24 protein-coding genes are annotated in these 26,576 nt (G+C 68.1%); 11 read left to right on the top strand and 13 right to left on the bottom strand.

Annotation, left to right across the window (positions count from 1 at the left end):
- Entirely contained in the window at window positions 1–690 is a 690-nt protein-coding gene (locus P5F91_RS23805) for a response regulator (RefSeq protein ID WP_145608205.1), read from the top strand.
- 1 nt (window position 691) lies between these two features.
- Complete coding sequence (locus P5F91_RS23810) at window positions 692–1,768, top strand: ATP-binding protein (RefSeq protein WP_145608203.1); 1,077 nt, start codon at window positions 692–694, stop codon at window positions 1,766–1,768.
- Here the strand turns inward: P5F91_RS23810 and P5F91_RS23815 are convergent.
- Entirely contained in the window at window positions 1,758–2,705 is a 948-nt protein-coding gene (locus P5F91_RS23815) for a LysR family transcriptional regulator (RefSeq protein WP_088873539.1), read from the bottom strand. The genes P5F91_RS23810 and P5F91_RS23815 overlap by 11 nt on opposite strands.
- A gap of 153 nt (window positions 2,706–2,858) precedes the next feature.
- Here P5F91_RS23815 and P5F91_RS23820 point away from each other — a divergent pair, with 153 nt between their 5' ends.
- The 4 genes from P5F91_RS23820 (at window position 2,859) to alkB (ending at window position 6,421) form a co-directional block, all read left to right on the top strand.
- Window positions 2,859–3,968: an S-(hydroxymethyl)glutathione dehydrogenase/class III alcohol dehydrogenase gene (locus P5F91_RS23820; RefSeq protein WP_145608202.1), complete on the top strand. Its 1,110-nt coding sequence runs from the start codon at window positions 2,859–2,861 to the stop codon at window positions 3,966–3,968.
- 66 nt (window positions 3,969–4,034) lie between these two features.
- The gene (gene fghA, locus P5F91_RS23825) at window positions 4,035–4,877 is read left to right on the top strand and encodes an S-formylglutathione hydrolase (RefSeq protein ID WP_145608200.1); all 843 of its coding nucleotides are present in this window, start codon (window positions 4,035–4,037) and stop codon (window positions 4,875–4,877) included.
- 144 nt (window positions 4,878–5,021) lie between these two features.
- Window positions 5,022–5,771, top strand: a complete 750-nt coding sequence (locus P5F91_RS23830) for a DUF72 domain-containing protein (protein ID WP_145608199.1) — start codon at window positions 5,022–5,024, stop codon at window positions 5,769–5,771.
- On the top strand, window positions 5,768–6,421 hold the full coding sequence (gene alkB, locus P5F91_RS23835) for a DNA oxidative demethylase AlkB (RefSeq protein WP_422394494.1): 654 nt from the start codon (window positions 5,768–5,770) through the stop codon (window positions 6,419–6,421). Before P5F91_RS23830 ends, alkB begins: the two co-directional genes overlap by 4 nt.
- Window positions 6,422–6,428: 7 nt before the next feature.
- On the opposite strand, the gene P5F91_RS23840 is transcribed toward alkB, so the two are convergent.
- Complete coding sequence (locus P5F91_RS23840) at window positions 6,429–7,013, bottom strand: TetR/AcrR family transcriptional regulator (RefSeq protein ID WP_277908449.1); 585 nt, start codon at window positions 7,011–7,013, stop codon at window positions 6,429–6,431.
- Between the two features lie 402 nt (window positions 7,014–7,415).
- Here P5F91_RS23840 and P5F91_RS23845 point away from each other — a divergent pair, with 402 nt between their 5' ends.
- Entirely contained in the window at window positions 7,416–8,366 is a 951-nt protein-coding gene (locus P5F91_RS23845; protein ID WP_145608196.1) for an NAD-dependent epimerase/dehydratase family protein, read from the top strand.
- 428 nt (window positions 8,367–8,794) lie between these two features.
- Window positions 8,795–11,425 carry a TonB-dependent receptor gene (locus P5F91_RS23850; protein ID WP_277908450.1) on the top strand — a complete coding sequence of 877 codons (2,631 nt, stop codon included), beginning with the start codon at window positions 8,795–8,797 and terminating at the stop codon, window positions 11,423–11,425.
- 130 nt (window positions 11,426–11,555) lie between these two features.
- Here the strand turns inward: P5F91_RS23850 and P5F91_RS23855 are convergent, their stop codons facing one another.
- The 11 genes from P5F91_RS23855 to P5F91_RS23905 form a co-directional block, all read right to left on the bottom strand.
- Window positions 11,556–11,861, bottom strand: coding sequence for an NIPSNAP family protein (locus P5F91_RS23855; RefSeq protein WP_145608193.1), 306 nt, complete (start codon window positions 11,859–11,861; stop codon window positions 11,556–11,558).
- 68 nt (window positions 11,862–11,929) lie between these two features.
- The gene (locus P5F91_RS23860; RefSeq protein ID WP_277908451.1) at window positions 11,930–14,290 is read right to left on the bottom strand and encodes a glycoside hydrolase family 2 TIM barrel-domain containing protein; all 2,361 of its coding nucleotides are present in this window, start codon (window positions 14,288–14,290) and stop codon (window positions 11,930–11,932) included.
- Complete coding sequence (locus P5F91_RS23865) at window positions 14,290–15,672, bottom strand: glycoside hydrolase family 53 protein (protein WP_277908452.1); 1,383 nt, start codon at window positions 15,670–15,672, stop codon at window positions 14,290–14,292. The genes P5F91_RS23860 and P5F91_RS23865 overlap by 1 nt, the downstream gene beginning before the upstream one ends.
- A gap of 213 nt (window positions 15,673–15,885) precedes the next feature.
- Complete coding sequence (locus P5F91_RS23870; protein ID WP_186454493.1) at window positions 15,886–17,604, bottom strand: alpha-keto acid decarboxylase family protein; 1,719 nt, start codon at window positions 17,602–17,604, stop codon at window positions 15,886–15,888.
- A gap of 76 nt (window positions 17,605–17,680) precedes the next feature.
- On the bottom strand, window positions 17,681–19,390 hold the full coding sequence (locus P5F91_RS23875) for a flavin monoamine oxidase family protein (protein WP_145608188.1): 1,710 nt from the start codon (window positions 19,388–19,390) through the stop codon (window positions 17,681–17,683).
- A gap of 98 nt (window positions 19,391–19,488) precedes the next feature.
- The gene (locus P5F91_RS23880; RefSeq protein WP_277908453.1) at window positions 19,489–20,913 is read right to left on the bottom strand and encodes an MFS transporter; all 1,425 of its coding nucleotides are present in this window, start codon (window positions 20,911–20,913) and stop codon (window positions 19,489–19,491) included.
- Window positions 20,914–20,990: 77 nt separating this feature from the next.
- Window positions 20,991–22,361, bottom strand: a complete 1,371-nt coding sequence (locus tag P5F91_RS23885; protein ID WP_277908454.1) for a multicopper oxidase family protein — start codon at window positions 22,359–22,361, stop codon at window positions 20,991–20,993.
- Window positions 22,358–23,761, bottom strand: a complete 1,404-nt coding sequence (locus tag P5F91_RS23890) for a TolC family protein (protein WP_277908455.1) — start codon at window positions 23,759–23,761, stop codon at window positions 22,358–22,360. The genes P5F91_RS23885 and P5F91_RS23890 overlap by 4 nt, the downstream gene beginning before the upstream one ends.
- A gap of 307 nt (window positions 23,762–24,068) precedes the next feature.
- A complete protein-coding gene (locus tag P5F91_RS23895; RefSeq protein WP_145608183.1) occupies window positions 24,069–24,446 on the bottom strand; it encodes a hypothetical protein in 378 nt (125 codons plus the stop codon).
- A 170-nt stretch (window positions 24,447–24,616) separates the two neighbouring features.
- Window positions 24,617–24,802, bottom strand: coding sequence for a DUF3008 family protein (locus P5F91_RS23900; protein ID WP_040843936.1), 186 nt, complete (start codon window positions 24,800–24,802; stop codon window positions 24,617–24,619).
- Window positions 24,803–24,854: 52 nt separating this feature from the next.
- Window positions 24,855–25,256 (bottom strand): hypothetical protein, encoded by a 402-nt coding sequence (locus P5F91_RS23905; RefSeq protein ID WP_145608182.1) that lies wholly within the window; start codon window positions 25,254–25,256, stop codon window positions 24,855–24,857.
- Window positions 25,257–25,576: 320 nt separating this feature from the next.
- On the opposite strand from P5F91_RS23905, the gene P5F91_RS23910 reads away from it, so the two are divergent.
- The 3 genes from P5F91_RS23910 to P5F91_RS23920 all read left to right on the top strand — a co-directional run bounded on the left by P5F91_RS23910 (window position 25,577) and on the right by P5F91_RS23920 (window position 26,425).
- On the top strand, window positions 25,577–25,732 hold the full coding sequence (locus P5F91_RS23910) for a DUF3309 family protein (protein ID WP_004272020.1): 156 nt from the start codon (window positions 25,577–25,579) through the stop codon (window positions 25,730–25,732).
- 47 nt (window positions 25,733–25,779) lie between these two features.
- Entirely contained in the window at window positions 25,780–26,055 is a 276-nt protein-coding gene (locus P5F91_RS23915) for a hypothetical protein (protein ID WP_088873523.1), read from the top strand.
- A gap of 112 nt (window positions 26,056–26,167) precedes the next feature.
- Window positions 26,168–26,425, top strand: coding sequence for a hypothetical protein (locus tag P5F91_RS23920; protein ID WP_138918527.1), 258 nt, complete (start codon window positions 26,168–26,170; stop codon window positions 26,423–26,425).
- Window positions 26,426–26,576: the final 151 nt, after the last annotated feature.

Here is a 26,576-nt window from a genome sequence, read left to right on the forward strand (position 1 = left end):
ATGAGCTTCCTGGTGCTGATTGCCGAGGACGAGCCGGAGATCGCCAGCATCCTGCAGGGCTATCTGGAGCGGGAAGGCCTGCGCACCGTCACCGCCATCAACGGCCAGGTGGCGCTGGACCTGCACCGCGCCCTGCCGCCCGACCTGGTCATCCTGGACGTGAAGATGCCCAGGGTGGACGGGTACGAGGTGCTGGCCGAGCTGCGCCGGCGCGGCGACACCCCGGTCATCATGGTGACGGCGCTGAGCGAGGATCTGGACAAGCTGCAGGCCCTGCGCATCGGCGCCGACGACTACATCGTGAAGCCCTTCAACCCGCTGGAGGTGGTGGCGCGGGTCAAGGCCGTCCTGCGCCGCACCCGCTCCACCGAGGGGCAGACCCTGCTGCGGCTGGGCGGGCTGGAATTGGACCTGACCGCCCACATGGCGGTGGTGACCACGGAGGGGAAGCGCAACCGGCTGGACCTGACGCTGACGGAATTCCGCATCCTGGCCCACATGATGCGGGCCCCCACCCGCGCTTTCACGCGAGGGGAACTGATCGACGCCTGCCTGCCCGAGGGCGACACGCTGGAACGCACCATCGACAGCCACGCCAGCAACATCCGGCGCAAGCTGCAGGCCGCCGGCGCCGGCGGCTTCATGGAAGGGGTGCGGGGCGTGGGCTATCGCCTGGGACCGGCCGTCTAGGATGTGGCACTTCCGGCGCATCACCGGCCTGAACCGGCAGCTGGTGCTGTCCATGGCCGCGGTCACCGGCCTGGCCCTGGTGCTCATGACCGTGGGCCTCACCATCTTCTTCACCCTCATGTTCCGCCTTTGGCCGGACCTGTTCCACCATCCGCCCGGCATCTGGCAGCATGTCATGGACTGGTCGGTCACGGCGCTGCTGGGCATGGTGGGCGTCGCCATGGCGGCGCGGGCCGCGGTGCGCTTCGCCCGCCGGCTGATCGCCCCGCTGGACGCGGTGGCCGGGGCCGCCAAGCGCATCGCCGGCGGCGACCTGACGGCCCGCGCCCCGGTGGACGAGAGCGGATTCCGCGAGACCAAGCAACTGGTGCAGGACTTCAACGCCATGGCGGCTCAGCTGGAGCGCGCCGCCATCGAGATGCGCACCTGGAACGTGGCCATCGCGCATGAGCTGCGCACGCCCCTGACCATCCTGCGCGGCCGCCTGCAGGGTTATGCCGACGGCGTGTTCACCCCGGACATGGAAGCCTTCCGCGGGCTGGTGGGGCAGGTGGACCTGCTGACCCGCATTGTCGACGACCTCAAGCTGCTGACCCTGGCGCAGAGCGGCCGGCTGGAGCTGCGGCGCGATCAGGTGGACGTGGCGGCGGAGGCGGCGGCCGTGGTCGCCCTGGTGGGCCCCACCTGCGCCGCCGCCGGCCTGGCGATCGAAACCGACCTGGCGCCGCTGGAGGTGTCGGCCGATGGTGCCCGCGTCCGCCAGGCCCTGCTGGCCTTGCTGGAGAACGCCCGCCGCTACGCCGCCCCCGGCCGGGTGCGGGTGGAGACGAAAGCCGAGGCGGGCAGCGTCGTCCTGCGTGTGGCGGACGAGGGGCCCGGCCTGCCGCCAGGCATGGAGGCCCACGCCTTCGACCCCTTCTGGCGCGCCGACGATTCCCGTGCCCGCATCAGCGGCGGCACCGGCCTGGGCCTGGCCGTCGTCCAGGCCATCGCCCGCGCCCATGGCGGCGACGTGCGGGCGGAGCCGGTGACGCCGCAGGGCGTGGCGTTCGAGATCAGGCTGCCGCTCAGGCCGTGACGGTGTCGCGCGCCGGCCGGTTGGCCACCCCCCAGCACGGGTCGGCCTTCAGTTCCGCCGACAGGAAATCCAGGAAGGCGCGCAGCTTGGCGGCGGCGTGGCGGCCGGCGGGGTAGACGGCCTGGATGGCCGGGGCGGGGGAGTGGTACTGCGGCAGCAGGCCCTTGAGGCGGCCGGTTGCCAGGTCGTCGCAGATGTCCCAGATGGATTTCAGCACGATGCCCGAGCCGGCCAGGGCGGCGGCGTGGCCGACCTCGCCGTCATTGGTCTGGATCAGGGGGCGGATTTCCACCGCCACCGGTTCGCCCAGCGCCTCGCGGCAGTCGAAGCGCCAGGTGGACATGGGCGGGTCGCCCATGACGATGCAGTGGTGGTGCAGCAGGTCCTGCGGCGTCGCCGGCTCGCCATGTTGGGCGATGTAGCCGGGGGCGGCGCAGGGGATGCGATAGTTGGGTGCCAGCCAGCGCACCATCAGGGTGCTGTCGGGCAGGGCCGCCTGGCGGATGGCGACGTCGATGCCGGCCTCCACCAGATCCACCACCGTGTCGGTCACCAGCACCTGCACCCGCACGTCGGGATACTGGGCGTGGAAGCGGGGCAGGCGGGGGGCTATGTGGCGGCGGGCGAAGGCGGCCGTGGCCGTCACCCGCAGCAGGCCGGTGGCGGCGCGCCGGCGGCTGGCCACCAGATCCTGCGCCTCCTCCAGGTCGGCGACGATGCGCACGCAGCGCTCATGGAACTCCAACCCCTCATCCGTCAGGCTGAATCGCCGGGTGGTGCGGTTGGCCAAGCGCACGCCCAGCCGTTCCTCCAGCCGCGCCAGGCGCTTGGACACCACCGCCAGGGACAGGTCCAGCTCCCGCGCCGCCGCCGACAGGCTGCCGGTGGCGACGACGCGGATGAAGATGGTGATGTCGGTCAGGTTCTCGATCAGCATGGTCAGGATATCGTTGCCGGGGAAATCGATACTATAGTCGCGCGGACGGGGGCGCCCGCCTTGGCGTAAGGTGGCGGCTCACGGGCCGGTTTCCCCTTACTCTGGAGGGGGAAGGCGCCGGCATCAATCCTGCACCAGATAGGAAACGCACCCATGAAGACCCGTGCCGCCGTGGCGTTCGAGGCGAAGAAGCCCCTGGAGATCGTGGAAGTGGACCTGGAGGGCCCCAAGACGGGCGAAGTCCTGGTCGAGATCATGGCCACAGGCATCTGCCACACCGACGCCTACACGCTGGACGGCCTGGACAGCGAAGGCCTGTTCCCGTCCATCCTGGGCCATGAGGGCGCCGGCATCGTGCGCGAGGTGGGACCGGGCGTCACCAGCGTGAAGCCGGGCGACCACGTCATCCCGCTGTACACGCCGGAATGCCGCCAGTGCAAATCCTGCCTGTCCGGCAAGACCAACCTGTGCACCGCCATCCGCGCGACCCAGGGCAAGGGCCTGATGCCCGATGGCACCAGCCGCTTCAGCTACAAGGGCCAGCCCATTTTCCACTACATGGGCTGCTCCACCTTCTCCAACTTCACGGTGCTGCCGGAGATCGCTCTGGCCAAGATCCGGGAGGACGCGCCCTTCAACACCTCCTGCTACATCGGCTGCGGCGTCACTACCGGCGTGGGCGCCGTGGTGAAGACGGCGAAGGTGGAACCCGGCGCCAACGTCGTCGTCTTCGGCCTGGGCGGCATCGGCCTGAACGTCATCCAGGGCGCCAGGATGGTGGGCGCCGACAAGATCGTCGGCGTCGACATCAACGACAGCAAGGAGGAATGGGGCCGCCGCTTCGGCATGACCCATTTCGTCAACCCGAAGAAGGTTGAGGGCGACATCGTCCAGCACCTGGTGGCCCTGACCGATGGCGGCGCCGACTACACCTTCGACTGCACGGGCAACACCCTGGTGATGCGCCAGGCGCTGGAAGCATGCCATCGCGGCTGGGGCGTGTCCGTGGTCATCGGCGTGGCCGAGGCCGGCAAGGAGATCTCCACCCGTCCCTTCCAGCTGGTTACCGGCCGCGTGTGGAAGGGCTCCGCCTTCGGCGGCGCCAAGGGCCGCACCGACGTGCCCAAGATCGTCGACTGGTACATGAACGGGAAGATCCAGATCGACCCCATGATCACCCATACCCTGAGCCTGGACGAGATCAACAAGGGTTTTGATCTCATGCACGCCGGCGAAAGCATCCGCTCGGTGGTGGTGTATTGATTTGATCCGCCGTCAGGACCGGGCGCGGCCGCCGCGCCCGGTCTTCCTATGTCTGGAGGCCCCCTCATGACCCTTGAGACCGTATCCACCAGCCGCAGCCATGGCGGGATCCAGGGCGTCTACCGCCATGCCTCGGCCGAGACCGGCACGCCCATGGTGTTCAGCGTCTTCCTGCCGCCTCAAGCCACGAATGGCGCCAAGCTGCCCGTACTTTGGTATCTGTCGGGCCTGACCTGCACCCATGCCAACGTGACCGACAAGGGCGAGTTCCGGCAGGCGGCGGCCGAGCTGGGGCTGGTCATCGTCTGCCCCGACACCAGCCCGCGGGGCGAGGGCGTGGCCGATGATGCCGCCTGGGACATGGGCCAGGGCGCGGGCTTCTATGTCGACGCCACGCAAGCGCCGTGGGCGCCGCATTTCCGCATGTGGTCCTACGTCACCAAGGAATTGCCGGAGGTGGTGGCCGCCAACTTCCCCGTCGACATGGATCGCCAGGGCATCACCGGCCATTCCATGGGCGGGCACGGTGCCCTGACCGTGGCCCTGCGCCACCCGGGCCGTTTCAAGTCCGTCTCCGCCTTCGCGCCCATCGTGGCCCCCACCCAGGTGCCCTGGGGGCAGAAGGCGCTGCCCGGCTACCTGGGCGACGACCCGGCCGCCTGGCGCCGCCACGACACCGTGGCGCTGATCCAGGATGGCGCGCGGCTGCCCGACCTGCTGGTGGACCAGGGTACGGCCGACAGCTTCCTGGAAAACCAGCTGCGGCCGGAGCTGCTGCGTCAGGCCTGCGCTGATGCCGGCATCCCCCTGACCCTGCGGCTGCAGGAGGGCTACGACCATTCCTACTTCTTCATTTCCACCTTCATGCGCGACCATCTGGAATGGCACGCGGAACGGCTGAAGGCCTGAAGGCGTTCTTGCCTCCGACACCGTTGACGTTTCCCGGGCGTGTCCCACCTATGGCGGGGCCGCCCGTTTCCGTGTGAGGAAACGGGGGGACGGACGATGCGCGGCGCGCTATGCGACGTCGGCGATTGGCGAGGGGAGGAAGCGATGGCGAAGCAGGGCCGTATCCGGGTGGGCATCGGCGGTTGGACGTACGAGCCCTGGCGGGGCACCTTCTACCCCGACGGCCTGACCCAGAAACGGGAGCTGGAATACGCCAGCCGCAAGCTCAGCTCCATCGAGATCAACGGCACCTATTACGGCTCCCAGAAGCCCGAGAGCTTCGCCAAGTGGCATGACGAGACGCCGGACGATTTCGTCTTCTCCCTCAAGGGGCCGCGTTTCACCACCAACCGCCGCGTGCTGGCGGAGGCCGCGGAGTCGGTGCAGCGCTTCATCGACAGCGGCGTGCTGGAGCTGAAGGACAAGCTGGGCCCCATCAATTGGCAGTTCATGCCGACCAAGAAGTTCGATTCGGAGGATTTCGGCGCCTTCCTGGCGGCCTTGCCGGCCGAGGCGGGCGGGCGGGCGCTGCGTCACGCGGTGGAAGTGCGGCACGACAGCTTCCGCGATCCCGCGTTCACTGAGTTGGCGAAAAAGCACGGCGTCGCCGTGATCCACGCCGCCGATAGCGACTATCCGGAGATCGAGGTCGACACCGCCCCCTTTACCTATGCCCGCATCATGGGCACGACGGAGGGGGAGGAGAAAGGCTACAGCGAGGCCGCCCTGGACGCCTGGGCCAAGAAGGCCAAGGACTGGGCATCGGGCGGCAAGGATGTCTATCTCTACGTCATCAGCGGCCACAAGGTGCGCAACCCTGCCGCCGCCATGGCCCTCATCGAACGCCTGGGATGATGACCGATCTGCTGGCCGGGCTGGAGCCGCCCCCGCCGGCACGGGAGGAGATCGGGCCCGGGGCCGTGCTGCTGCGCGGCTGGGCGCTGCCCCGTGTCGAGGATCTGCTGGCGGCCCTGGTGCACGTCACGGCCGCCGCCCCCTTCCGCCGCATGGTGACGCCCGGCGGGTTCGAGATGTCCGTGGCCATGACCAACTGCGGGCCCGCCGGCTGGGTCACCGACCGGTCCGGCTATCGCTACGCGCCTCAGGATCCGCTGACCGGCCTGCCGTGGCCGCCCCTGCCCGGGGCGGTGCGCGTCCTGGCGCGCGCAGCGGCGGCGGAGGCCGGCTACGCTGGGTTCGATCCCGACGCCTGCCTGATCAACCAGTATGAACCCGGCGCGCGCCTGACCCTGCACCAGGACCGGGATGAGCGGGACAAGGGCCACCCCATCGTGTCGCTATCCCTGGGCCTGCCGGCCACCTTCCAGTTCGGCGGGCTGAAGCGGAACGATCCCGTGCGCCGGGTGGCGCTGACCCATGGCGATGTGGTGGTCTGGGGCGGGCCGTCGCGCCTGTTCCATCACGGCATCCTGCCGCTGAAGGCGGGCACACACCCGCTGCTGGGCGCGCGGCGCATCAATTTGACGCTGCGCCGCGCCCTCTAGCGGGCGTTCACTCCGCCTTGGGCTCGGGGAGGGTGGCGCAGCCGAACAGCACGGCGCGGCACATGGCGCGGTAACGGGCCGTCAGGTGCTCCGCGGGGAAGGGCGGCAAGCTCTGGTTCACGGCGCGGCCGCCATCGGCCAAGGCCTGGGCCGCCATGGCGTGGGTAAATTCCGGCGACAGGCGCAGCAGGCCGTCCTGCTCCAATTCCCGCAGCAGCTTTTCCAGCTGCGCCTGGAAATTGATCGCGGCTTCGATCATCTGCTCGCGGCCGCGTTTGAACGCCTCCGCGTTCAGGTCGATGATGTGGGGAGACTTGGACAGGACGCGGCGGGTGTAGCCGTAACGCACGTCCATGATCTCGGTGATGATGTCCAGCGCGCTGCCGCCGGCCTGCCGCACGCGGGCGCCAGCCTCCATCCCCGCCTGGATCAGGGCCGCGTTCTCATGCCGCATGGTGGCTTTGAACGCGTCCTCCTTGTTGCTGAAATAGTGGTATAGGGCCCGGCGGGTGAAGCCGCAGGCCTCCGCCAGGTCCACCATGGTGAGGTCGCTGTAACCATAGGTGAGGAAGGCCTGTTGCACCCGTTTCATCAGGTCGTTGCCGGGTTTTAGTGTTTTTTCGGCCATCTGGTCAGCTAAGTCCGCGTCTCATCCCGGAAGGGGGCCCATTACTAGAGGTGCGCGCAGCGTAACGCACCCGGGCAGAGGCATTAACACTTTTTGTAGTGCAGGGGGCTCACCTTTATATTTTGTCGCGCGGCACTTTCGTGTGCCGCTTAGTTCGGCCGCGACACCATGCCGGCCGCCGTTAAAGGCGCCTCCTCCGGCGCGGCATCCCGTTACCTCCGGTCGCATTGGCCGGCGGGTGGCGAGGGGGTGTTCGGGCGACCCTTCGGTGCGGTCGATACCACGCCTCCACCCTATCGTTTATGGGAAGGGGGCGGCGCGGGGCTATCGTGGCCGGCGAGAGAGCCAGGCAACAGCGGGAACGTCATGAGGATCATTCTGACCGGTGCCGGCGGCTTCGTCGGCCGGCATCTGGCCCGGCGCCTGCTGGCCCGGGGCCCGAATGGGGGAAGGGTGGAGCGGTTGGTGCTGGCCGACCTGGAACCGCCGGCGTTTGACGACATCCGTGTCAGGCGGGTGGTGGGCGACCTGTCGGACGCGGCGGTGCGCGCCCGGCTGGTGGCGGACGGCGCCGATATGCTGTTCCACCTGGCCGCCCTGCCCGGCGGGGCGGCGACCCGCGATCCCGCCCTGTCGCGCAAGGTGAACCTGGACGGCACGCTGGACCTGATCGAGGCGATGGCCGCCGCGCATGGGGGCCGGACACTGCCGCCGCGCGTGGTCTACACCAGCACCATCGCCGTGCTGGGCCATCCCATGCCGGCGCTTGTGGATGACGCCACCCCCTTGCGGCCGGCCATGACCTATGGCGCGCACAAGCTGATGGTGGAGGTGGCGCTGGCCGACTATCGCCGCCGGGGCCTGGTCGATCCCGTGGCCATCCGCCTGTCCGGCATCTTGGCCCGCCCGGGCGGCGCCACCGGCCTGAAGTCCGCCTTCATGAGCGACGTGTTCCATGCCCTGGCGGCCGGGCGGCCCTACATCTGCCCGGTGTCGCCGGCCGCCACCATCTGGGCCATGTCGCTGGACCGCTGCGTCGATAACCTGCTGCACGCCGCCCGTGTCGACTGCGCGCTCATGCCCGCCGGGGGCGCCGTTACCCTACCGGCCCTGTGCGTCTCCATGGGGGAACTCATCGCGGCGATCGCCCGCCGTTTGGGGGCTGACGCCGGCCTGGTCACCCACGTTCCCGATGGGACCCTGGAGGCGGCGTTCGGCGCCCACCCGCCATTGCTGACGCCGGCTGCCGAGGCTGCGGGCTTCCACCATGACGGCACCCTGGACGCCCTGGTGGAGTCCGCGCTGGCCACCCTGTGAAGCCACGGAGCTAAGTTCCGGGCGGCCGGCGATCGTCGCATTGATTATACGCTCCGGCTTCCCGTGGCCCCGTCGTGCAGGGGCCGTGGCGGCGACGCCCTTTATCCGAAATCATCCGTTTCGCCGGTGGGACTGACGCGTTGCCCTGAAGAGGCCAGCGCGGGCGCCCCCGTGCCTTGGCGCTGACCGTACAAGCGTACAGCGCCGTAGGACGTTTTTTCTGTAACGGAGTGCTTGACGGCGAATAAGACGATTAATATGATAAAAATATCAGGCGGCGGGATCGTTCCATCAGCTGCATCCGCCTCCCGCATGGCGGACGCGGTGGCCCTGGGACGATGCCGTGGATGACGGACGGTGGAGAATCACCGTCCATAAAAGCGGGCCGCCCAAGCGGTTCCGCCACAAGAAACACGAAGGGGAGGGACATGCGTAAGCACGCCCAGAAAGTCTATTTCCGTCCGGTTACCGCCCGCGTCCGCGGGGGCGTCAGCGCGGTGGCCTTATGCGCCGTGGCCGCCGCCTTCGCCGGCTCCGCCCACGCGCAAAGCGCCGCCTCGGCACCCAATGGTGGCACCGACGATTTGCAGGAGATCGTCGTCACCGGCCTGCGCGCCAGCCTGCGCGACGCCCTGGACCAGAAGCGCAGCACCGACGTGGTGTCGGAAGCCATCTCCGCCAAGGACATCGGCCAGCTGCCCGACGTGACCATCGCCGAGGCGCTGGTGCGCCTGCCCGGCCTGAACGGCACCCGCGACCGGGGCAATGAAAGTCAGGCGGTCATCCGTGGCCTGGGGCCGCGCCTGGCCTTCGGGACCGTGGACGGCCGCGAGGTGGCATCCAGCGAGCCTGACCGCAACATCCGATATGAACAGTATCCATCGGAGCTGCTGACCGGCGTGCAGGTCTATAAGGCGCAGTCCGCCGACCTGATCGCCGGCGGCATCGCCGGCACCGTCAACCTGCAGACCATCCAGCCGCTGGACTATACCGGGCCGCAATTCGTCGGCCGCTTCGGCGCCGTCTATTATGGTGCCGCCGCCGACCTGCCCAGCTACAGCCCCGTGGGCTATCGCGGCAGCGCCACCTATGTCGGCAAGATCAACGACAAGGTCGCCTTCGCGCTGGGCGGCACGGTGCAGCAGCAGAAGAACGGCTACGCCTCCATCCAGGGCTGGGGCTACAACGCCGGTGCCGATGCCGGCGACCTGAACGGCGACGGCATCAAGGATCCCACCCCCTGGGGCGCCCAGACCGAGGTGACCCGTATTGACGAGCTGCGCAAAGGGGCGCTGGGCGTCATCCAGATGCGGCCCACCGACAACCTGGAAATCAAGGTCGACGCCTTCTACTCCCAGTTCCACATCGTCGAGAACCAGAACCAGCAATGGTTCCAGAACTGGGGCAACTGGGATGGCACCGGCACCTGGTACAAGAGTTACACGCTGCAGAACGGCGACGTGGCCGCCGGTACCGTCGGCTACAACTACCTGCGCAACGTCATCGCCCGCTACGACCAGAAGAACTCGGTCTTCAACACCGGCACCAACGTCAAGTGGACGGCCGACAAGTGGACCGTCACGGGCGACGTCTCCTACAGCTACGCCAACCGCGACAACGTCTGGAACGCGCTGTACATCGACAGCACCAACCCGGTGGACAGCACGTTCGACTTCCGCGACGGCGTGACGCCCACCCTGTCCGTCGTCGGCAACCCGCTGGCCAACAGCAACCTGTCGGTGGCCCAGGGCAACAACACCGGCCCCGACCATCTGCGTGACAGCCTGGGCGCCGGCCGCCTGGACGTGACGCGGGACCTGGACAGCAGCGTGCTGAAGGCCTTCGACTTCGGCCTTCGCATCGCCGACCGCACCAAGTGGTACAGCGCCTACAACTGGACGCAGACCCCGACCAGCACCACCATCCCGTCCAGCATGCTCAGCACCTTCACCGTGCCGGGCTACACCATGCCGGCACTGCTGGACGGCGACTTCGACAGCCTGGTCAACAAGACCCTGGGCGGGCTGAACCCCAACCTGGCAACGGAAGACCTGTCGCAGAAGTGGCATGTGAACGAGAAGACGCAGGAGGGCTACGCCAAGCTGCGCTATGACACCGACCTGTTCGGCGTGCCGGTCAGCGGCAACGTCGGCGTGCGCGTCATCCACGTAGACACCGACAGCAGCGCCTTCCAGTCCGTCAACGGCGGCCCCTATACCCCGGTCAGCGTCGGCAACAGCTATACCGAGCCGCTGCCCAGCCTGAACATGAACTTCCAGGTGGCGCCGGACCAGACCCTGCGCCTGGGCTTGTCGCAGGCCATCAGCCGTCCGCCGCTGGATGAGCTGCGCGCCAGCCGCAGCCTGGACACCACCGGCAACACCCCCACGGGCAGCGGCGGCAATCCCAAGCTGCAGCCCTACAAGGCCAAGCAGATCGACCTGTCCTATGAGTGGTATTTCCGGCCGGAGGCTTTGGTCGCCGTCGCCGGTTACTACAAGTACCTGGACAGCAACGTCGGCTACAAGACCGCCGTCCAGGACATCAACGGCGTTCCCTATCAGATGATCAGCCCGTTCAACGGCAGCGGCGGCTTCATCCGCGGTGCTGAGTTCACCTTCCAGACGCCGTTCTTCTTCCTGCCGGAGCCGTTGCAGAACTTCGGCATCTATTCCAACTACGCCTATGTGAACAGCAACGTTCACGAATACGCGCCGGTGAACAACCCGCTGGCGGCCAACGGCCTGGCCCGGCACACGGCGACGGTGGACCTGTGGTACAACCACGCCGGCGTGGAGGCCCGCCTGGGCTACAAGTACCACAGCCGCTTCACCACCATTTACGGCTGGGACGCGACGCAGCTGACGACGCTGGAGGCGGAGAGCACGCTGGACTTCAGCGCTGCCTACCAGCTGAACGACAACATCGGCTTCCGCTTCCAGGTCAACAACCTGACGAACGAGCCGCTGCGCCTCTACTTCGACAACATGCCGGACCGTCTGGCCCGGTATGAGAAATACGGCCAGCGCTACTCCTTCGACGTGACGTTCAAGTACTGAGTGTCTGTTGTTTCGCGTATCTGTTATTTCCTGATGAGTATATTTCCCTAGTTTTTACTTCTCTCTACTCCCTCCCGGCCGGGGCGCACCATCGCCCCGGCCTTTTTTTCGCGTAAATCTTAAAGATAACCTACTCAAGCACCGGCCGCATGAAACTGCGTTCATAGCTGAGGATGCTGCGGTTGCGTGCCTCCAGGGCGAAGGCGGCCTGGCAGTCGGGATCAGCGGCCGCGCGGCGGCGGTAATCCTCATAGGCTGCCAGGCTGGGGAAGCTGAACAGGGCTAAGGCGATGTTGTTCGCGCCTTCCGCCGGCAGGAAATAACCGTGGTGGGTGCCGCCCATGCGGGTCACCAAGGGGATCCACAGGCGGGCATATTCCTCGAATTCCGCCACCTTGTACGGATCAAGGACATAGCGGACGTGGCAGGTGATCACGATGGCAGGCTCCGGGGCTGTGGTCCAAGGGAACGTACCTTGGACCACTCCCTCGCCGGCCGTCCACCTCAGCGCACCGGCAAGCTGACCGCTGCCAGGCCGGCGCTATCCGCCGTGACGGCGCCGTTGAGGCTGTCGCCCACGCGGATGAGGAAGCTGGCGGTACCGGCTTCCGTGGGCACGTGGTCGGGGCTCATCAGCGTCAGATCGCCAGCAAGGCCCAGGTGAATGTCGGTGCCGGTGGTGGGGATGGGGGTGCCGTCGGCGTCGACCAAGCGGGCACGGACGAACAGCACGTCGTTATGGCCGGCGGCGGGGGCGCCGCCCTGGGTGTCCAGCGACAGTTCCAGATGATGGGCGGCGCCGGGGGTGCGCACCTGCTGGCGGGCGACCGCGCGATCGCCGATGTAGGCCACGGCCTCCAACGTTCCTGCCTCGAAACCATCGAGATGGAAGGTGAAGGGCGGGTGGCGCAGGTGGGTGGACAGGCGGTCCTTGTCCGGCGTCTGGTGGGCGACCAGCCGGCCGTTCAGGCGTAGCTCGACGGTATCGGCATTGCTGAACACCCGTACCGCCGTGCTGCTCTCCGAGGTCCAGCGGGTGGCGATGTAGACCATGGCGCCGATCCCGTCGGCCTTGGCGTCGCGCTGGCTCATGAAGAAATAGGCGGCCGGCTTGGGCAGGCGGTCGATGCTGTAGACGCCGGAGGTTTCCAGGTCCGGGGCGTAGCCGCGGTTGTAGTCGAACATGCCCCAATAGCCGTCACCCACGGCGGTCATGCCAAGGTTGTCGTTGTGCGCCTCCTGCACGTTGGTCGCCTGTTGCAGCAAGCCCTTTTCCGCGCCGCCCAGCTCTTGCCGGCTGCTGCGTTCCTGGGGCAGCAGGTCGCCCCACTGGCCCTGCTGGAAGCCGGCGTTCAGGGCGTAATACTCCCAATCGCCGTATTCGGAGACGATCAGGGGCTTGTCGGGGGCGGCGGCCGACGCCTCTTTCTTGCCGGCTTCCGGCAGGCGATGCTGGCGGGCCTGGAGGTAGACGTCATAGGCGCGCGGCATCCAGCCGGCAGAATAGACGCCGGGGCCGGGCAGTTCCTCATGCACCGTGGCATGCAGCGCGTCCACCAGTGCATCCGCCATGGGGGATTCGTTCAGGGAGCATTCCCAGGCCAGCACGCTGGCATGGTTGCGGTCGCGGCGGATCATGTCGCGGCAGGTCTGCACCACCTGGGCGGCGAAGGCGGGGTCCTGCGGCGCGTACTGCCAGCCGGGGATGCCGTCCAGCACCAGCAGTCCCACCTCGTCCGCCGCGTCCATGAAGGCCGGGTCCTGGGGATAGTGTGACAGGCGGACATAATCGAACCCGGCGGCCTTGATCAGGCGCGCCTCCCGCCGGCTGGCCTCCGGCGACAGGGCGTAGCTGACATAGGGGTATTCCTGGTGGCGGTTGACGCCGCGCAGGAAGGTCTTGCGCCCATTCAGCCACAGCCCGTCCTTGGTCATGACGATGCCGCGCAGGCCGACGCGGGTACGACGGCTGTCCACCACCTTGCCGTCCGCCACCACCGTCGTTTCCAACTCATACAGCGCCGGGTCATCCAGCGACCATAGGTGGGGGTGGGGCACCGATAAATCCTGCGGCAGGGCCAGGGCGGTGGCAGGGGCCAGGGTCACAGCCCCGCTGGCTGTCCGCGCCGCTGTCTTGCCGTTGCGGGTCAGGCGCTGCATGACCGTGAAGTGCCGCGCCTGGGCGCCGTCGTTGCGCACCTCCGTCGTCACGGTCAGGTCGGCGCGGGCGCTGTCGACGTGGGTCTGTCGCACGACGATGCCGCCACCGGCCACATGGCCGGCCAGCATCTCGTCCGTGATGTGCAGCGGCGCGCGCACGCTGAGGGTAGCGCCGCGATAAAGGCCGCCGTAGGTGTTGAAGTCCAAATCCTTCAGCGGCTTCGGCCCCGTTACCGCGTTGTCGCGGTTGTCCAGGTGCACCACCACCTCATTCTCGCCATCCGCCTTCAACCCGTCCGTCAGATCCAGGGTGAAAGGCAGGAAGCCGCCCAGGTGGGTGGTCAGGTGCCGGCCGTTCAGCCAGACGTCGGCCACGTTCATGGCGGCCTCGAAGCGCAGGGTCACCCGCTGGCCCTTCCAGGACGGATCGCTGCGAAAGCGCTTCACATAGAAGGCGTCGCCCTGCCATTGCGGCTGTCCCGCCGACTGGATAATCCGCGCCTCCAGGTGCGCGGTGTGGGGCAGGCGCACGGTTTCCCACGTCCAGTCCGCCGGGGGCAGGGCCTCATGACCCAGGGCCGGGCCATCCTCCACCCGATGGAATTGCCAGCCATCGTTGAAAGGCATGTCGGTGGCGAAGGCGGCGGAGGCGCCCAGTAGCAGGGCCAGGGCGGCGGCGGTCGTCTTCAGAAGCGGCTTCAGCATCAATGACCGGCTTTCGCGGTGATGGTCGTGGCGGTGGTGACGGTGCGGGTGGCGACGCCATCCTTGCCGGCGGGCAGCAAGGGGTGCTCAAACCCCGGCCCGTCGAACAGTTGGTAATGGATGGTCATGCCCGGCATCACGGTGGTGTGGATCTCCACCTCGCCATCCTTGGCCTTTACCGGGAAGCTGCCGGCGTCGTTGTCCAGGAAATCCGCCCAGAAATAGGGCGTGGCGCCGGCCGGCACGGCCAGGCGGAAGGTCACGGGGACGGGCGCGGCATAGTGGGCGCCGACATAGTCCCAGCCGGGCAATGCTGCGTGCTGGGCGCCGTAGCCGAACAGGGCGGCGTTGCCCCAGGTGGTGCCCTCGCCCCAGCGGGTGCGGCACTGGGTGGCGACCCAATCCGGTGCCCAATAGACCATGCCGATGCCGCCGTTGGCGATGACGGTCCGGGTGACGTCCAGCAGATAGGCCCGCTGTCCCGCCGGCGTGGCGGGATAGGCGGGATCCAGGCTGTCGTCCCCCAGCACACTGGGCGAGGCGCTGCTGGGCTCCAGCGTCCAGGGATAGGCGGTTTCCACGAGCAGCACGTGTTTGTCGAAGCGGGTGGCCATGCGGTTGACGGTGCGGCCCATGACCGTGATCGGCTGGCGCGACCATTTGCGGTAATAGCTGAGGCCGATGATGTCGAAGTCGGTGACGCCGGCGGCCTCGGCATCGGCGAACCAGGCCTCCAGGTTTTCCGGCTGGGCCACGTGCAGCATGATCTGGATGGGGTGGCCGGTGGCGGCCGCCGCCTCCCGCACCGCCCGGATGCCGGCGTTCAGCAGGGCGGCGTTGCGGGCCCAGCGGATGGGCTTCCCCTCCGTCTTTGGCGCCCGCAGGATGTCGCCGTTGGTCTCGTTGCCCACCTGCACCATGTCGGGCGTCAGGCCCTCAGCCGCCAGGGTTGCCAGCGTGTCGCGGGTGAAATCGTGCACGGCCTGCACCAGGGCGGCCTGGTCCAGCCGCTCCCACGCCTTGGGGATGGGCTGGTTGTCGCCGTCGGCCCAGTCGTCGGAATAGTGGAAGTCCAGCAGCACCTGCAACCCGGCCTCATGCGCCAGGCGGATGCTTTTTTTCACATCGTCCAGGGTGCTGTACCGGGTCCAGTCCGGGTTGTTCCAGAGGCGGACGCGGACCAGGTTGCCGCCGTGCCGGCGCAAAATCTGGAAGGGATTGGCGGCCTGCCCGTTGTCGGTGTAGACGGCGCCGCAATCGGCCATCTCATTGGCGAAGGACAGGTCGGCACCCAGATAGGGCGCCCCGGCCAAGGCGGACGATGACGACAGGAGGACGGCCAGGGCGGCCGGCACCATCGGGCAGGACAGATGCAGGGACAAGGCGACCTCACTTCCGGGCCAGGGCGGGCGCCCTGGAACCCCCCTCCCAGGGGCGTTCGTTCTTTTATGGCCCGGCGCGACGTCGGGCATCTCATCCACCGAGACGCTTTTTTATCATATAAATAAGATCGCGGTGTCAACCACCCAGGAGCGGACGTGAAAACGGGGCGGACATCGCTGCCCGCCCCGCTTCTCGTCCCATCGCAAGACCTGTCACTGTCCCGGGCTGGGCGGGGTGTTGGTGGCCAGGCGCAGGATTTCCGAGGGGATGTCGCGTTCCGGCAGCACCACCTGCACCAGCCAGACATGGTCCCGGTCCTCCTTCACCTCCGCCAGCACCGTTTCAAGATGCTCCAGCGTGGCGACGCGGGCGGCCTTGGCGCCCAGGGCGCGGGCGAATTCCGCATACTCCCACTTCGGGATCTTGTTGTAGGCGTTGAAGGGCTGGTCCTCCGTGTATGTCGCGGAATTGGTCAGGGCCTGCTCGATGCCATAGACGGCGTTTTCCATGATGAAGACGACCGGGTTGCGGCCGTAGTGCGCCATGCTGGAAATGGTCTGAGCCACCATCTGGAAGCCGCCGTCGCCGGCGAACACCACGGGTCGGGCGGCGGGATCGGCCACCGACAGGCCAAAGCCGGCCGCCGAGGCATAGCCGATGGCCCCCCAGGCCGCCTGGCTGACGAAGCCGTTGGCGCGGTTCACCGGGATGTTGCAGCTGACATACATGCTGCTGCTTTCATCCGGAACCAGGGTCATGTCAGCCTCCACCCACGTCTCCATGCGTTTGAAGAAACGGGCATAGGTGACCAGGTCGGGCGGGAAAGGCCTATAGTCCGGGTCGATGGTGGCGGGGCCCTTGGTCGCCCAGGGCTGGCGCGCCGGCTGGTCCTTCAGGGCGGCGGCCAGCGCCGCCAGGAAGTCGGCCAGCGGCACGTCGCTGTAGGTGGCGGCGCCAATGCGCACGGCGTTGTCATAGGCCACGATCATGGTGGTGAAATCGGCCTGGACGATACCCTCGTAATCATCGGTGATCAGGTCACCCGTCACCACCAGCAGGTCGGAGTCCGCCACCGTCTGGTAGGTGGTGTAGTCCGACGACGGCCCGGTATAGGTACCGACGAAGCCCTCTGTCGTCTCGGCCAGCACGCTCTTGGCCAGCAGGCTGGTGATGTAAGGCAGACCGGTCTGGGCGCGCAAGGTTCGGAAGGCGTCCTGCAGGCCATAGCGCTGCAGTTCCACGCCGGCCCAGAACAGGGGCTTGGCGGCTGCGGTAATGCGGGCTGCCGCGTCGGCCGCCGCCTGGGTGACGGCGGTCTGGCTGCAGGGCGGCTTGGGCACGGCCAGGGCCCCCTGGGGCCGGGTGCACTCGGCGTCCCACAGGTTGCGCCACAGTTCCAGGTAGACCGGCCGCTTGTAGGCCAGCGCCAGGCCCAGCGCGCGGTCGATCTCCGCCGGGGCGTGGGCCGCGTCGCGGATGATCTCCGCCGCCACCGTGATGTGCTGATAGGCGTCGCGGTCGGCGCGGTAGGTGCCGGTGGCGTGGTGCAGCAGGATTTTGTAGGTGCGGGCGAAGGGGCGGTCGGTCGCGGCCGTGCCGGGGCTGCCGGAGATGGCCACCACGGGCAGCCGCTCCACATACGATCCCGCCACCGGGTTGACCAGCGAGAAGGCGCCCACGCCATAGGTGACGGCGGCGCAACCTATGCCGCGCAGGCGGGCATAGGCGTCGGCGGCGTAGCCCGCCTCCAACTCCGACCGGCAGCCCAGTCGGGTCAAGGGGGTGTCCGGGTTGCGGGCCGGGTCGTCGATATAGTCGAACCAGCGGGCGACATAGTCGCCGGGCACGGTGAACACATCGCGGAGGCCCGCCTCGTACAGGCGCTGGATCAGGTAGTCGCTGACGGTAAAATGATCGGGCAAAGGGTTCATGGGACGACACCCTCCGGGTATGGAACGGGGCGCCATGGGCGCGCGCCCATGGCCGCTGGAACGGAATGGGACAGGATCACGGCCCCAGGATTGTTTCCGGCAGCCCCGTCAGGTATGCCGGCCAGGCCAGGTCGAATTTGTCCTGCAGGACGTGCTCGGCCGTCTGCAGGCAACCCTCGACCCAGCCCTGGTTGTTGGAATAGGCCTCGCCGCAGATGTAGACCTTCTCCGCCGACAGGGGCTGGCGGATGCGGGGCATCAGCAGGTTGTAGCGGAAGCCGGCCTTCCATTCGTGCCAGCCGCCGCCGTAGGGGTCGCCCGACCAGTCGTGGTAGATGGCGGAATAGGGCTGATCCACGTCCACCAGGCCATGGACCTCCAGGATCTGGCGGTGGGCGCTGGACACCATGGCGTCGGTGGCGACGCATTCGGCCAGCGGCACCACACGCTGGTCGTCGCCGGTGGCGGCGGCCTGCTCCTTGGCCAGGGGTTTCACGTTCTGGGGCCGGCGGCCGACGAAGGGGGGCCCATGCTCCAGGCCCTTCCAGAAGGGCACGGTGGTGATGTCGTTGTATGAGGCCATCAGCAGGGACCGCATGTTGCCCTTCTCACCGCCCGGCTGGTCTTCTTCCGTGCCGAAATAATAGATCTGGCGCACCGGCAGGTCGGTGATGGACCGGCCGGCCACCAGATTCATGGCCCGCCACCAGGGATAATCGTAGGCCAGCAGCAGCTTGAAAGCGTCCTGGATCAGGACGCTGGACAGCATCTCCTTCACGCCTTTCTGGTCCCAGCCTTCCCAGTCGATCAGTTCCAGCGAGCGGCGGGGCAGGCCCAGGATGATGTCGCGGGCGTGCACGATTTCGGGCGGTACCCCCTCCTTGTCCTTGGTCTCCTCATGCACGCCGCCGAAGTCGGTGTCGATCACGCGGGTCTCGGTGACGATGAAGGTCAGCTTGTAATGGCCGTCGGCGTCCTTCTCGATCTTGGCCAGGCGCCGGTTCATATGGATCTCGGCGCCCTGCTCGGTCGCCTGTTGGGCCAGGGTCAGGGGCAGGCGCTGATAGCCGCCGGTGATGGCGCGGAAGCCGTCGGTGTTGGCGTATTCCGTGGCCGGCAGTTGCGCCACCGCGTTGGCGTTGGCGACGTTGGCGTCATAGCCGCCGGCGTCCTTCATGAACTGATAAGCCTCGGAACTCAGCGTCTGCGACATCAGGTTCCAGAAGCCGTAGGTGTACAGCGGGTGACCGTACACCCGGGTGTCCATCCATTGTTCCAGGGTCAGGTTCTGGTTGTTGGGCACCAGCAGGTTCATGGCGAAGACCTGCAGGTCATTCACCGTCTTGCCGCGCTCGTTCCAGCTGAGATTGTAGGGCACCTGGGCGGGATCGGCCTGCTGCTTCACCAGCAGGTGCTTGCCGCGCAGGTAGAGGATGTTCTCCTTTTCGCCGATGGGCTGGCCATCGGGCCCCTTCTCGGGATTGCCCATGAGGAAGACGTGGCTGGGCAGGTCCAGCGCCTCGATCAGATTGCTGACCATGGGTTGGTTGGACGTGGGATCGTCCTTTTCCGGCACGATGTAGCGCATGCCGCCCAGCTCCGCCGCCACGTTGGGCATGCCGGGAAAGGTCTTGGTGTACAGCCGGCCGCCGATGCGGTCGCTGTATTCGAACAGGGCCACGCGCCGCTTGCCCTCCTTCAGGCCCTGCGGGCCCGTCAGACGCCAGGCGCAATAGGTGCCGGCGACGCCGCCGCCGATCACCGCCACGTCCAGGATCTTGCTCATCCGATATCCTCCCCCGTGGATGCCGGCCGCATCGTGGCGCCGGCGAACCGTCAGGGCACAATACTCGTTATGCGCGCAATCCGAAAATCAATGCTTCGTTAACGGGTATTCGCTGGCTCGTGCCCGCTGACGTTCCGGGCGGCGTCGGGCGCCAGTTTCCAGGCGTCGTAGAGGCTCAGCAGCACGGCGGCCCCCATGACGAAGAAAGCGTTGCGGAAATCGGTCAGGTCCGACTGTCCCTGGGGATGGCCGCGCAGGAAGGCGCCCAGGTTCAGGGCCAGCGCCCCCGCCACCACGCCCAGGCCGGAGGTCAGCTGCCCCAGCATGGCGGCCAGGGTGTTCGCGGCCGAGACCTCTTCCTTGGGCACGTCGGCGAACTGGATGGTGCCCAGGCCGGTGAATTGCATGGAGCGGAACAGGCCGCCCAGGAACAGCACCAGCCCCACCATCGGCTTGGGCGTCTCCGGCGTGAATAGGCCGCAGGCCGCCAGCGACAGGGACATCAGCACCCCGTTGACCAGCAGCACCCGGCGGAAGCCGAAGCGGCGCAGCACCTGGTTGGTCACCATCTTCATCGACAGGTTGCCGGCGAAGATGCACAGCACCAGCGTGCCGGACTGAAAGGCGTCCAGGCCCAGCACGGTCTGGAACAGCAGCGGGGTCAGGAAGGGCACGGTGCCGATGGCCACCCGCTGCACCGACCCGCCCCAGACGGCGATGGCGTAGGTCGGCAGGCGCAAGGCGTCCAGCTTGAACAGCGGCGCGGGGTGGCGGCGGCAATGGCGGACGGTCAGGACCGACAGCGCCAAGCCCAGGGCGATGCCGCCGACGGCTTGCGCAGGCGCCCGCGCGCCCTGGCCCAGGGTGTCCAGGCCGAAGACCAGGGCCACCAGGGCCGCGCCCGACAGCAGGAAGCCTTTCACATCCAGGGGCCGGGTGTCGGTCGGGCGCTCGTTGGGGACCCAGGCGATGGTCATGGCCAGCGCCGCCAGGCCCAGGGGCAGGTTCAGGAAGAAGATCCAGGGCCAATCGGCATAGGTGACGATGAAGCCGCCCAGCGGCGGCCCCAGGACCGGCGCTACCAGGCCGGGCCATACGGTGGTGCCGATCGCGCGCATCAGGTCCTTTTTCTCGGTGATGCGCAGGATGATCAGCCGCCCCACCGGCACCATGGCCGCCCCGCCCAGTCCCTGCAGCACGCGGGCGGCGGTGAAGGTCCAGAGGCTGGGGCTGAGGCCGCACAGCAGGGACGACAGAGTGAACAGGGCGATGGCGCCGCCGAACACCGTGCGCGGCCCCAGCCGGTCGGCCACCCAGCCGCTGATGGGGATGAACACGGCCAGCGCCAGCAGATAGGCCGTCATGCCGATGTTCATGTCCACCGGCGCCACGCCGAAGGACCGCGCCATCTCCGGCATGGCGGTGGCGATGACCGTGCCGTCCAGCAACTCCATGAAAAAGGCGCCGGCCACCAGGTAGGTGACAGCGCGGCTGTGGCGGGCAGGGACGGCGGGGTCAGGCATGGGGACGGGCGGGACATGGGAACGGGGAAGCAGGGCGACTATGGCGTGCCGTCCCGCTTCCGTCCCACGCTTTTAGGTCAGCCCACCTTCCAGGCCATGGTGCCCTTGGGCGCCTTGTACCAGCCTGGGTCGCGGTAGTCGGCGGCCACCTCGTCGCGCACCTTGATCACCGTCACCATGCCGCCCATGTCCAGGCCGCCATAGGGCCCCGTGCCGGTCATCATGGGCGGGGTGTTGGCCGGGCCGGGCATCATGCCGGCCATATGCCCCATGTCGCCCATGCCGCCTTCACCCATGGGCATGTAGCCCGGCAGCTGCGCGCCCAGGCGCTGGGCCACCTCGCCCTGGCTGACGCCCAGGAAGTTGGGGATGTCGTGGCCCATGGTATTCATGGCGTGGTGGGTCTTGTGGCAGTGGAAGGCCCAGTCGCCCGGGTTGTCGGCCACGAACTCCACCGTGCGGGTGCTGCCCACCGGCACCTGGATGGTGGTTTCCGGCCAGCGGGCGCCTTCCGGGATCATGCCGCCGTCCGTACCCGTCACCCACATGTGGTGGCCGTGGATGTGCATGGGATGCTCGTGCATGGACACGTTGCCGATGCGCAGGCGCACCCGCTGTCCCGTCTTCACCACCAGGTGTTCCACGGCGGGGAAGACCCGGCCATTGATGGTCCAGGTATCATGTTCCAGCATCACGGCCGGGTCGGGGCGCGAGGTGCCGGGGTGGATGGCCCAGGCGTGCAGCATCATGGTGTAGTCGCGGTCCACCTGACCCACGGCGCCGTCCCTGGGGTGGATGATGAACATGCCCATCATGCCCACCGCCATCTGCACCATCTCATCGAAATGCGGGTGGTACATCTGGGTCCCGTGCTGGCGCAGCGTGAACTCGTAGGCCCAGGTCTCCCCCGGCGGGATGGGCGGGGCGGACAGGCCGCTGACCCCATCCATGCCGGAGGGCAGCAGCACGCCATGCCAGTGGATGCTGGTGGGCTCCGGCAGCTTGTTGGTGACCAGGATGCGCACCCGGTCGCCCTCCACCGCCTCGATGGTGGGGCCGGGGCTGCTGCCGTTGTAGCCCCAGACCTTGACCTTGAAGCCGGGGGCGAACTCCTGTTCGAATTCATGCGCCGTCAGGTGGAATTCCTTGACCCCGTCCTTCAGGACGAAGGGCAGGGTGCCGCCGTTCAGGGTGATGGTGGCCGGCCGCTCCGTGCCCGGCACCAGCTTGGGCGGGCGCGGCGGGGTGACCGACGCCGCCACCGTCTTGCGGTCCATGGACATGGCTCGGGGCATAGTGCGGGGGTTGGCTGCTGGCTTCGACGGAGCGATGTGGTTCGCGTGGTCTTGCGCCGCAGCCGGCGTGCCCCGCAGCAGGGCGCCGGCCCCGCCCAGCAGGGCGGCGGACTTCAGCAACTGGCGGCGGCCCCAGGGAAGATAGGTGGTCATGACGGGCCTCCCGGCTGGGGCGCTTCGTTGGGGGTGGGTTGGGAAATGGTCTGGCGTCCGCCCGCCAGGCGAATCAGATCGCCATCGGCCAGCCAATAGTCGCGGACGGCGGTGATGTAGCGGCGATAGGCCGTCAGGCGGGCCTGTCGCGCGGCCATGACCTCGAACGGGCTGGTCAGCATGTAGTTGTATTCGGCCATGCCCAGGCGGACCAGGCGGTCCTGCAGCGGCAGGACGGTGTGTAAATAATGGTCCGCCAGGTCGCGGGCGCGCACCAGGCGGTCGCGCGCCTCTCGCGCTTCCGAGCGCAGGTCCACGGCCAGTTGCAGGGTGCGCCGCGCCTCCTGCCGATACTCGGCCTCCGCCTTGGCCACGGCCGGCTGGCCCTGGTCGAACAGGGGCAGGGCCAGGGTCAGGGACGGGCCGATGACCAGGGATCGGTCGGTTTCCCGCTCCCCGGCCACGCCCAGCTCGCCGTCGGTCCAGAGGCGGCTGGCGTCGGCCAAGCCCAGGGCGGAGGCCTTGGCGGCGGTGGTGCGACGGGCGGCGTCCAGCTTCAGGTTGCCGGCGATGACGGCGCTTTCCACGGTGGCCAGCCCCGGTTCCTCAGGGGGCAGGGGCGGCAGGTCGCCGGCCACGCTCCACTGCGCCTGCGGGCCCCACAGGCCCATCAGGCGGGTCAGCGTCTCCCGCGTGGCGGTGACATCTGCGGCGGCCTCCATGCTGTCCACCCGGGTTTCCTCCAGGGCGGCCTGTTCGGTGGCCAGGCGACGCTCACTGACGTTGCCGGCCTGGTTCAGGCGGACCATCAGGTCATAGGCCGCCTGCGCCGTGTCCAGCGCCTGGGCCAGGGTCTGCGCCTCCTCCAGCGCCGCGCGGTGGCGCAGATAGGCGGCCCGGGTCTCGGCGGCCAACTCCACCACCTCGGCGCTGACAGTCAGCTTCACCTGCTCGAACCGGTCCGCCGCCACCTGTCGCCGGGCGGGCAGCCACAGCAGGTCCAGGAAGTTGGCGACGACGCTGAATTCCAGTTTCGGCGGCTCCGCCCCCTTGGTGGGAAACTCGGTGGCCAGCGACAGGATGGGGTTGCGCAACAGGCCGGCCTGCACCAGGTCGGCCTGGGCCACGCCCAGGTCCTCATAGGTCGCCTGCAGGCCCGGGTTGTTCAGCAGCGCCACCTGCACGGCGCCGTCGGCGGTCAGCGGCCGGGCCAGCAGGGCGGCCACTGCCTGGCCGGCCTGCGCGTCGTCGGCGGCGTCACGGTTCCAGGCGACGCGCTGGGGCACGCGGGTCTCCAGCTGCTTCTGCACGTCGGGGAAGCCGGCCTCGGGCGGGACGGTGGCGCAGCCGGCCAGCGCGCCGGCCATCATCAGTGGCATCAACCATGTCGATACGGTCATGGCGTGCTCCCGTGGCGGGAACCATGGTCCATGCCAGGCATGGCCGGCATGGGGGCGGCATCCGGGGGGGCCGCATCCGGGACGGGCGCCGCCGCGGCGGGTGGCACGGGTCGGGTCCAGGGTGTCACGGGGGCGCCGGCGTCGGCGGCGCCAGTTTGCGGCGGAAAGGCGGGGGGTGCCACGGGGGCGCAGCCCGCCACGGTCGCCAGCAGGGCGACGCGCGCAAGGAATGGGGGCATGGGAAAGCTCGGAATAGGGGGCGAACCGGTCGCGGGGATGCGCGGGGGCCTCAAAAGGGCGCCCGGCCTCAGGCGATGCGGCTGGGTCTGGGCGGTCCCAGGGCGGGCGCCAGGGCCAGGCCGGCGCCCCGGCTGTCGCCGGCGGGCACCAGCACCAGCGGCGCGGCGGTCCGCTCCGCACCCGGCAGGCCGGACGGCACCAGCAGGCCGGCGCACCCCGTGGCGCAGCCCGCCATTCCGCCGGCGCAGCAGCAGTCAGCCGTTTCATGGCAGTCGTGGGCGGCGGTCGCGATGGGGTGGTCGGCGGGGGCGGCGGCAAGGGCAGAGGATGCGGCCACCGTGACGGCCTGCCCGCAATCATGCGCCCGTGCGGGGGCAGACCAGCCCGTGACCAGGATCACGAGGGCGAGCAACGCCAGCAGGGGAAGCGGGGACAGCCGGATCATGGCGCCGACTATAGCGCCCTGGCCGGCGCCAGCAAGGGGCAAAGCCAATGTGGCGGGGCCGGCGCACAGATATGAGGAGGGGGGCTGGGCGTCGCCGCCCGCCCCCCCTCGTTCGTGGGCCTACCAAGTTCGTGGTTGGCCAATTCTTGTCGGCGCGTCGTGACCGACACTCAGTGATGGACGTGTTCGGCCTTACCCTTGCGCTTGGTCGACGCCATGTCGTGCAGCTCCTTCTCGCTCATGGATTTCTCCATGGAGCGGGAGGCGCCCTTCAGCTCGCTTTTCTTGATGTCGCCGCGCTTGGCGGCGAGCGCCGCGCCGGCGGCCTTTTGCTGGGACTGGGATTTGGCGGGCATGGATGTCCTCCATATGCTGGGTTGGCATTCGCCAGGTGGGTTATCAGGGGGGTTAAAGGCCGATGGTGGTTTCCATCTGCCGGGCACCGGCCGCTAGGGGTGTCGCGGCCAGGGGTGTTTCGATGGGCAGGGCCTCCGCCGGGGGCGGGCCGGTGTCGTCCGCCTCCTTGTCCTCATACTCGCGCAACAAGGTGCTGCCCCAATAAACGGCCATGAGAATGGCGTAGAGGGTGATCATGGCGGCCACGGCGCCGAAGGTGGCGAACAGCATCGTGTGCAGAAAGACCGGGGCGCTGGCGGGCACGCCCAGGCCACCGAAGAAAAAGGCGCCCATGACGGCGCCGATGGCACCCAGCAGGGCCTCCACCGTGAAAAATCCCGGCCGGCCGTTGACGATCCTGCCGCAGACCAGGCCCAAGACGACGCCCAAGCCGACGCAGAATAACAGCTGCATGACGATGTCCCTTCATCTCATCGACGCCCGGGTCGTCGACGCCCGGGGTGCTGGGCCTGCCCTTGGGGCTGGGGGCCTGGCCTTTGGGCTGGGCCGTCATTTGGGTTGGGCCGGCATTCGTGCAGTCTAAATCAGGCCCCGCCGCCTTTGTTCCCCGCCAATGGTCCGACCCTCTTTCGCAGGAAGACGCTTCGGGCAAAGCTTCGCTGCCGTGACCAAAGTCCTAGGCTGGACCGGATGGCCTACGCCGGAACAAATGACTGCCGGCGTGGTTGGGTTCGTCAGCAATTGACAACCGAACCCTGTTCAGGAGGCCCCTCATGATCGGAACCGTCTTATTGGTTATTTTGGTCCTGTTGTTGATCGGCGCCCTGCCCAGCTGGCCCTACAGCAGCGGCTGGGGGTACGGCCCCAGCGGACTGCTGGGCCTGGTGCTGATCGTCGTGCTGGTCCTGGTGCTGACAGGCAGAGCCTGACGCCCGCCCTTCGCACCGCTGTCCCACGCCAAACGACGGAGGACAAGATGACGAGCCAGGACCTGGGTCGCCTTCTAGGCGACGTTTCCAGCCACTTCGAACGGCCGCACGATATCGTCGTGTCCGACCAATACACCCGCGACCAGAAGATTCAGTTGCTGCAGCATTGGGAACATGACCTTCAGCTGCTGATGGTCGCGTCGGAGGAAAGCATGACCGGCGCCACCCCCGGACAAACCGCCGAACAGATGAAGGCGGTTTGCGACGCACTGTCGGCCCTGGGCGGGCTTGAGCGTCCGTCTGGCCCTGGGAAGGTGGGGTAGCCCCGTCCAGGTAGAGGTAACCCGCTTCGGGCAGAACGGTGGGAACAAATCACCGCCGGCGCGGGTTTCACACCATCACTTCAATCCCGGAGACGATAAGGAGATCAGTCCCATGGCTAGCATGAGCATCGACGATGTGACCGGTAAGGCCTCGGACATCGCGGCGGATACCGCCGCCGCGGCGAGCCGGGCTGGCCGCACCGCCTATGACGCCCTCCGCGAAGGCGCCTATGCCGCGGCCGACTTGGCCAAGGCCAAGGGCGATGTCGCGGTGCAGGAAGTGAGCACCCGCGTGGCGGCGCGACCCCTGACCGCCATCGCGCTGGCTGGTGCCGCGGGCTTCATCCTGGCCCGGCTGTGCAGCCGCTGACCCAGGTGTTTCGGGAACGGCCCCGGTGTTCCGGGGTCGTTCCCCATGCTTGCCTTCCTTGCAATCCCCCTGGTGAGTCCTAACCTTAAGGGGCGTTGCGCGTTTCGACACGATTACGCGTAGTCCGTGCAATACGGGGCATGGCCGGCAT

This window comes from Nitrospirillum amazonense (genome assembly GCF_029594735.1).
In the GTDB taxonomy this organism is placed as follows: domain Bacteria; phylum Pseudomonadota; class Alphaproteobacteria; order Azospirillales; family Azospirillaceae; genus Nitrospirillum; species Nitrospirillum amazonense.

Excerpts from the sequence above, each read along its gene's own strand:
- P5F91_RS23870 (WP_186454493.1), bottom strand. The coding sequence starts at position 17,604 with ATGAACCCTTTGCCCGATCATTTTACCGTCAGCGACTACCTGATCCAG.
- P5F91_RS23845 (WP_145608196.1), top strand. The coding sequence starts at position 7,416 with ATGAGGATCATTCTGACCGGTGCCGGCGGCTTCGTCGGCCGGCATCTG.
- P5F91_RS23920 (WP_138918527.1), top strand. The coding sequence starts at position 26,168 with ATGGCTAGCATGAGCATCGACGATGTGACCGGTAAGGCCTCGGACATC.
- P5F91_RS23815 (WP_088873539.1), bottom strand. The coding sequence starts at position 2,705 with ATGCTGATCGAGAACCTGACCGACATCACCATCTTCATCCGCGTCGTC.
- P5F91_RS23885 (WP_277908454.1), bottom strand. The coding sequence starts at position 22,361 with ATGACCACCTATCTTCCCTGGGGCCGCCGCCAGTTGCTGAAGTCCGCC.
- P5F91_RS23820 (WP_145608202.1), top strand. The coding sequence starts at position 2,859 with ATGAAGACCCGTGCCGCCGTGGCGTTCGAGGCGAAGAAGCCCCTGGAG.
- P5F91_RS23830 (WP_145608199.1), top strand. The coding sequence starts at position 5,022 with ATGGCGAAGCAGGGCCGTATCCGGGTGGGCATCGGCGGTTGGACGTAC.
- P5F91_RS23895 (WP_145608183.1), bottom strand. The coding sequence starts at position 24,446 with ATGATCCGGCTGTCCCCGCTTCCCCTGCTGGCGTTGCTCGCCCTCGTG.
- P5F91_RS23915 (WP_088873523.1), top strand. The coding sequence starts at position 25,780 with ATGACGAGCCAGGACCTGGGTCGCCTTCTAGGCGACGTTTCCAGCCAC.
- fghA (WP_145608200.1), top strand. The coding sequence starts at position 4,035 with ATGACCCTTGAGACCGTATCCACCAGCCGCAGCCATGGCGGGATCCAG.
- P5F91_RS23810 (WP_145608203.1), top strand. The coding sequence starts at position 692 with ATGTGGCACTTCCGGCGCATCACCGGCCTGAACCGGCAGCTGGTGCTG.
- P5F91_RS23875 (WP_145608188.1), bottom strand. The coding sequence starts at position 19,390 with ATGAGCAAGATCCTGGACGTGGCGGTGATCGGCGGCGGCGTCGCCGGC.
- P5F91_RS23860 (WP_277908451.1), bottom strand. The coding sequence starts at position 14,290 with ATGCTGAAGCCGCTTCTGAAGACGACCGCCGCCGCCCTGGCCCTGCTA.
- P5F91_RS23805 (WP_145608205.1), top strand. The coding sequence starts at position 1 with ATGAGCTTCCTGGTGCTGATTGCCGAGGACGAGCCGGAGATCGCCAGC.
- P5F91_RS23850 (WP_277908450.1), top strand. The coding sequence starts at position 8,795 with ATGCGTAAGCACGCCCAGAAAGTCTATTTCCGTCCGGTTACCGCCCGC.
- P5F91_RS23890 (WP_277908455.1), bottom strand. The coding sequence starts at position 23,761 with ATGACCGTATCGACATGGTTGATGCCACTGATGATGGCCGGCGCGCTG.
- P5F91_RS23840 (WP_277908449.1), bottom strand. The coding sequence starts at position 7,013 with ATGAAACGGGTGCAACAGGCCTTCCTCACCTATGGTTACAGCGACCTC.
- P5F91_RS23910 (WP_004272020.1), top strand. The coding sequence starts at position 25,577 with ATGATCGGAACCGTCTTATTGGTTATTTTGGTCCTGTTGTTGATCGGC.
- P5F91_RS23880 (WP_277908453.1), bottom strand. The coding sequence starts at position 20,913 with ATGCCTGACCCCGCCGTCCCTGCCCGCCACAGCCGCGCTGTCACCTAC.
- P5F91_RS23905 (WP_145608182.1), bottom strand. The coding sequence starts at position 25,256 with ATGCAGCTGTTATTCTGCGTCGGCTTGGGCGTCGTCTTGGGCCTGGTC.
- alkB (WP_422394494.1), top strand. The coding sequence starts at position 5,768 with ATGATGACCGATCTGCTGGCCGGGCTGGAGCCGCCCCCGCCGGCACGG.
- P5F91_RS23900 (WP_040843936.1), bottom strand. The coding sequence starts at position 24,802 with ATGCCCGCCAAATCCCAGTCCCAGCAAAAGGCCGCCGGCGCGGCGCTC.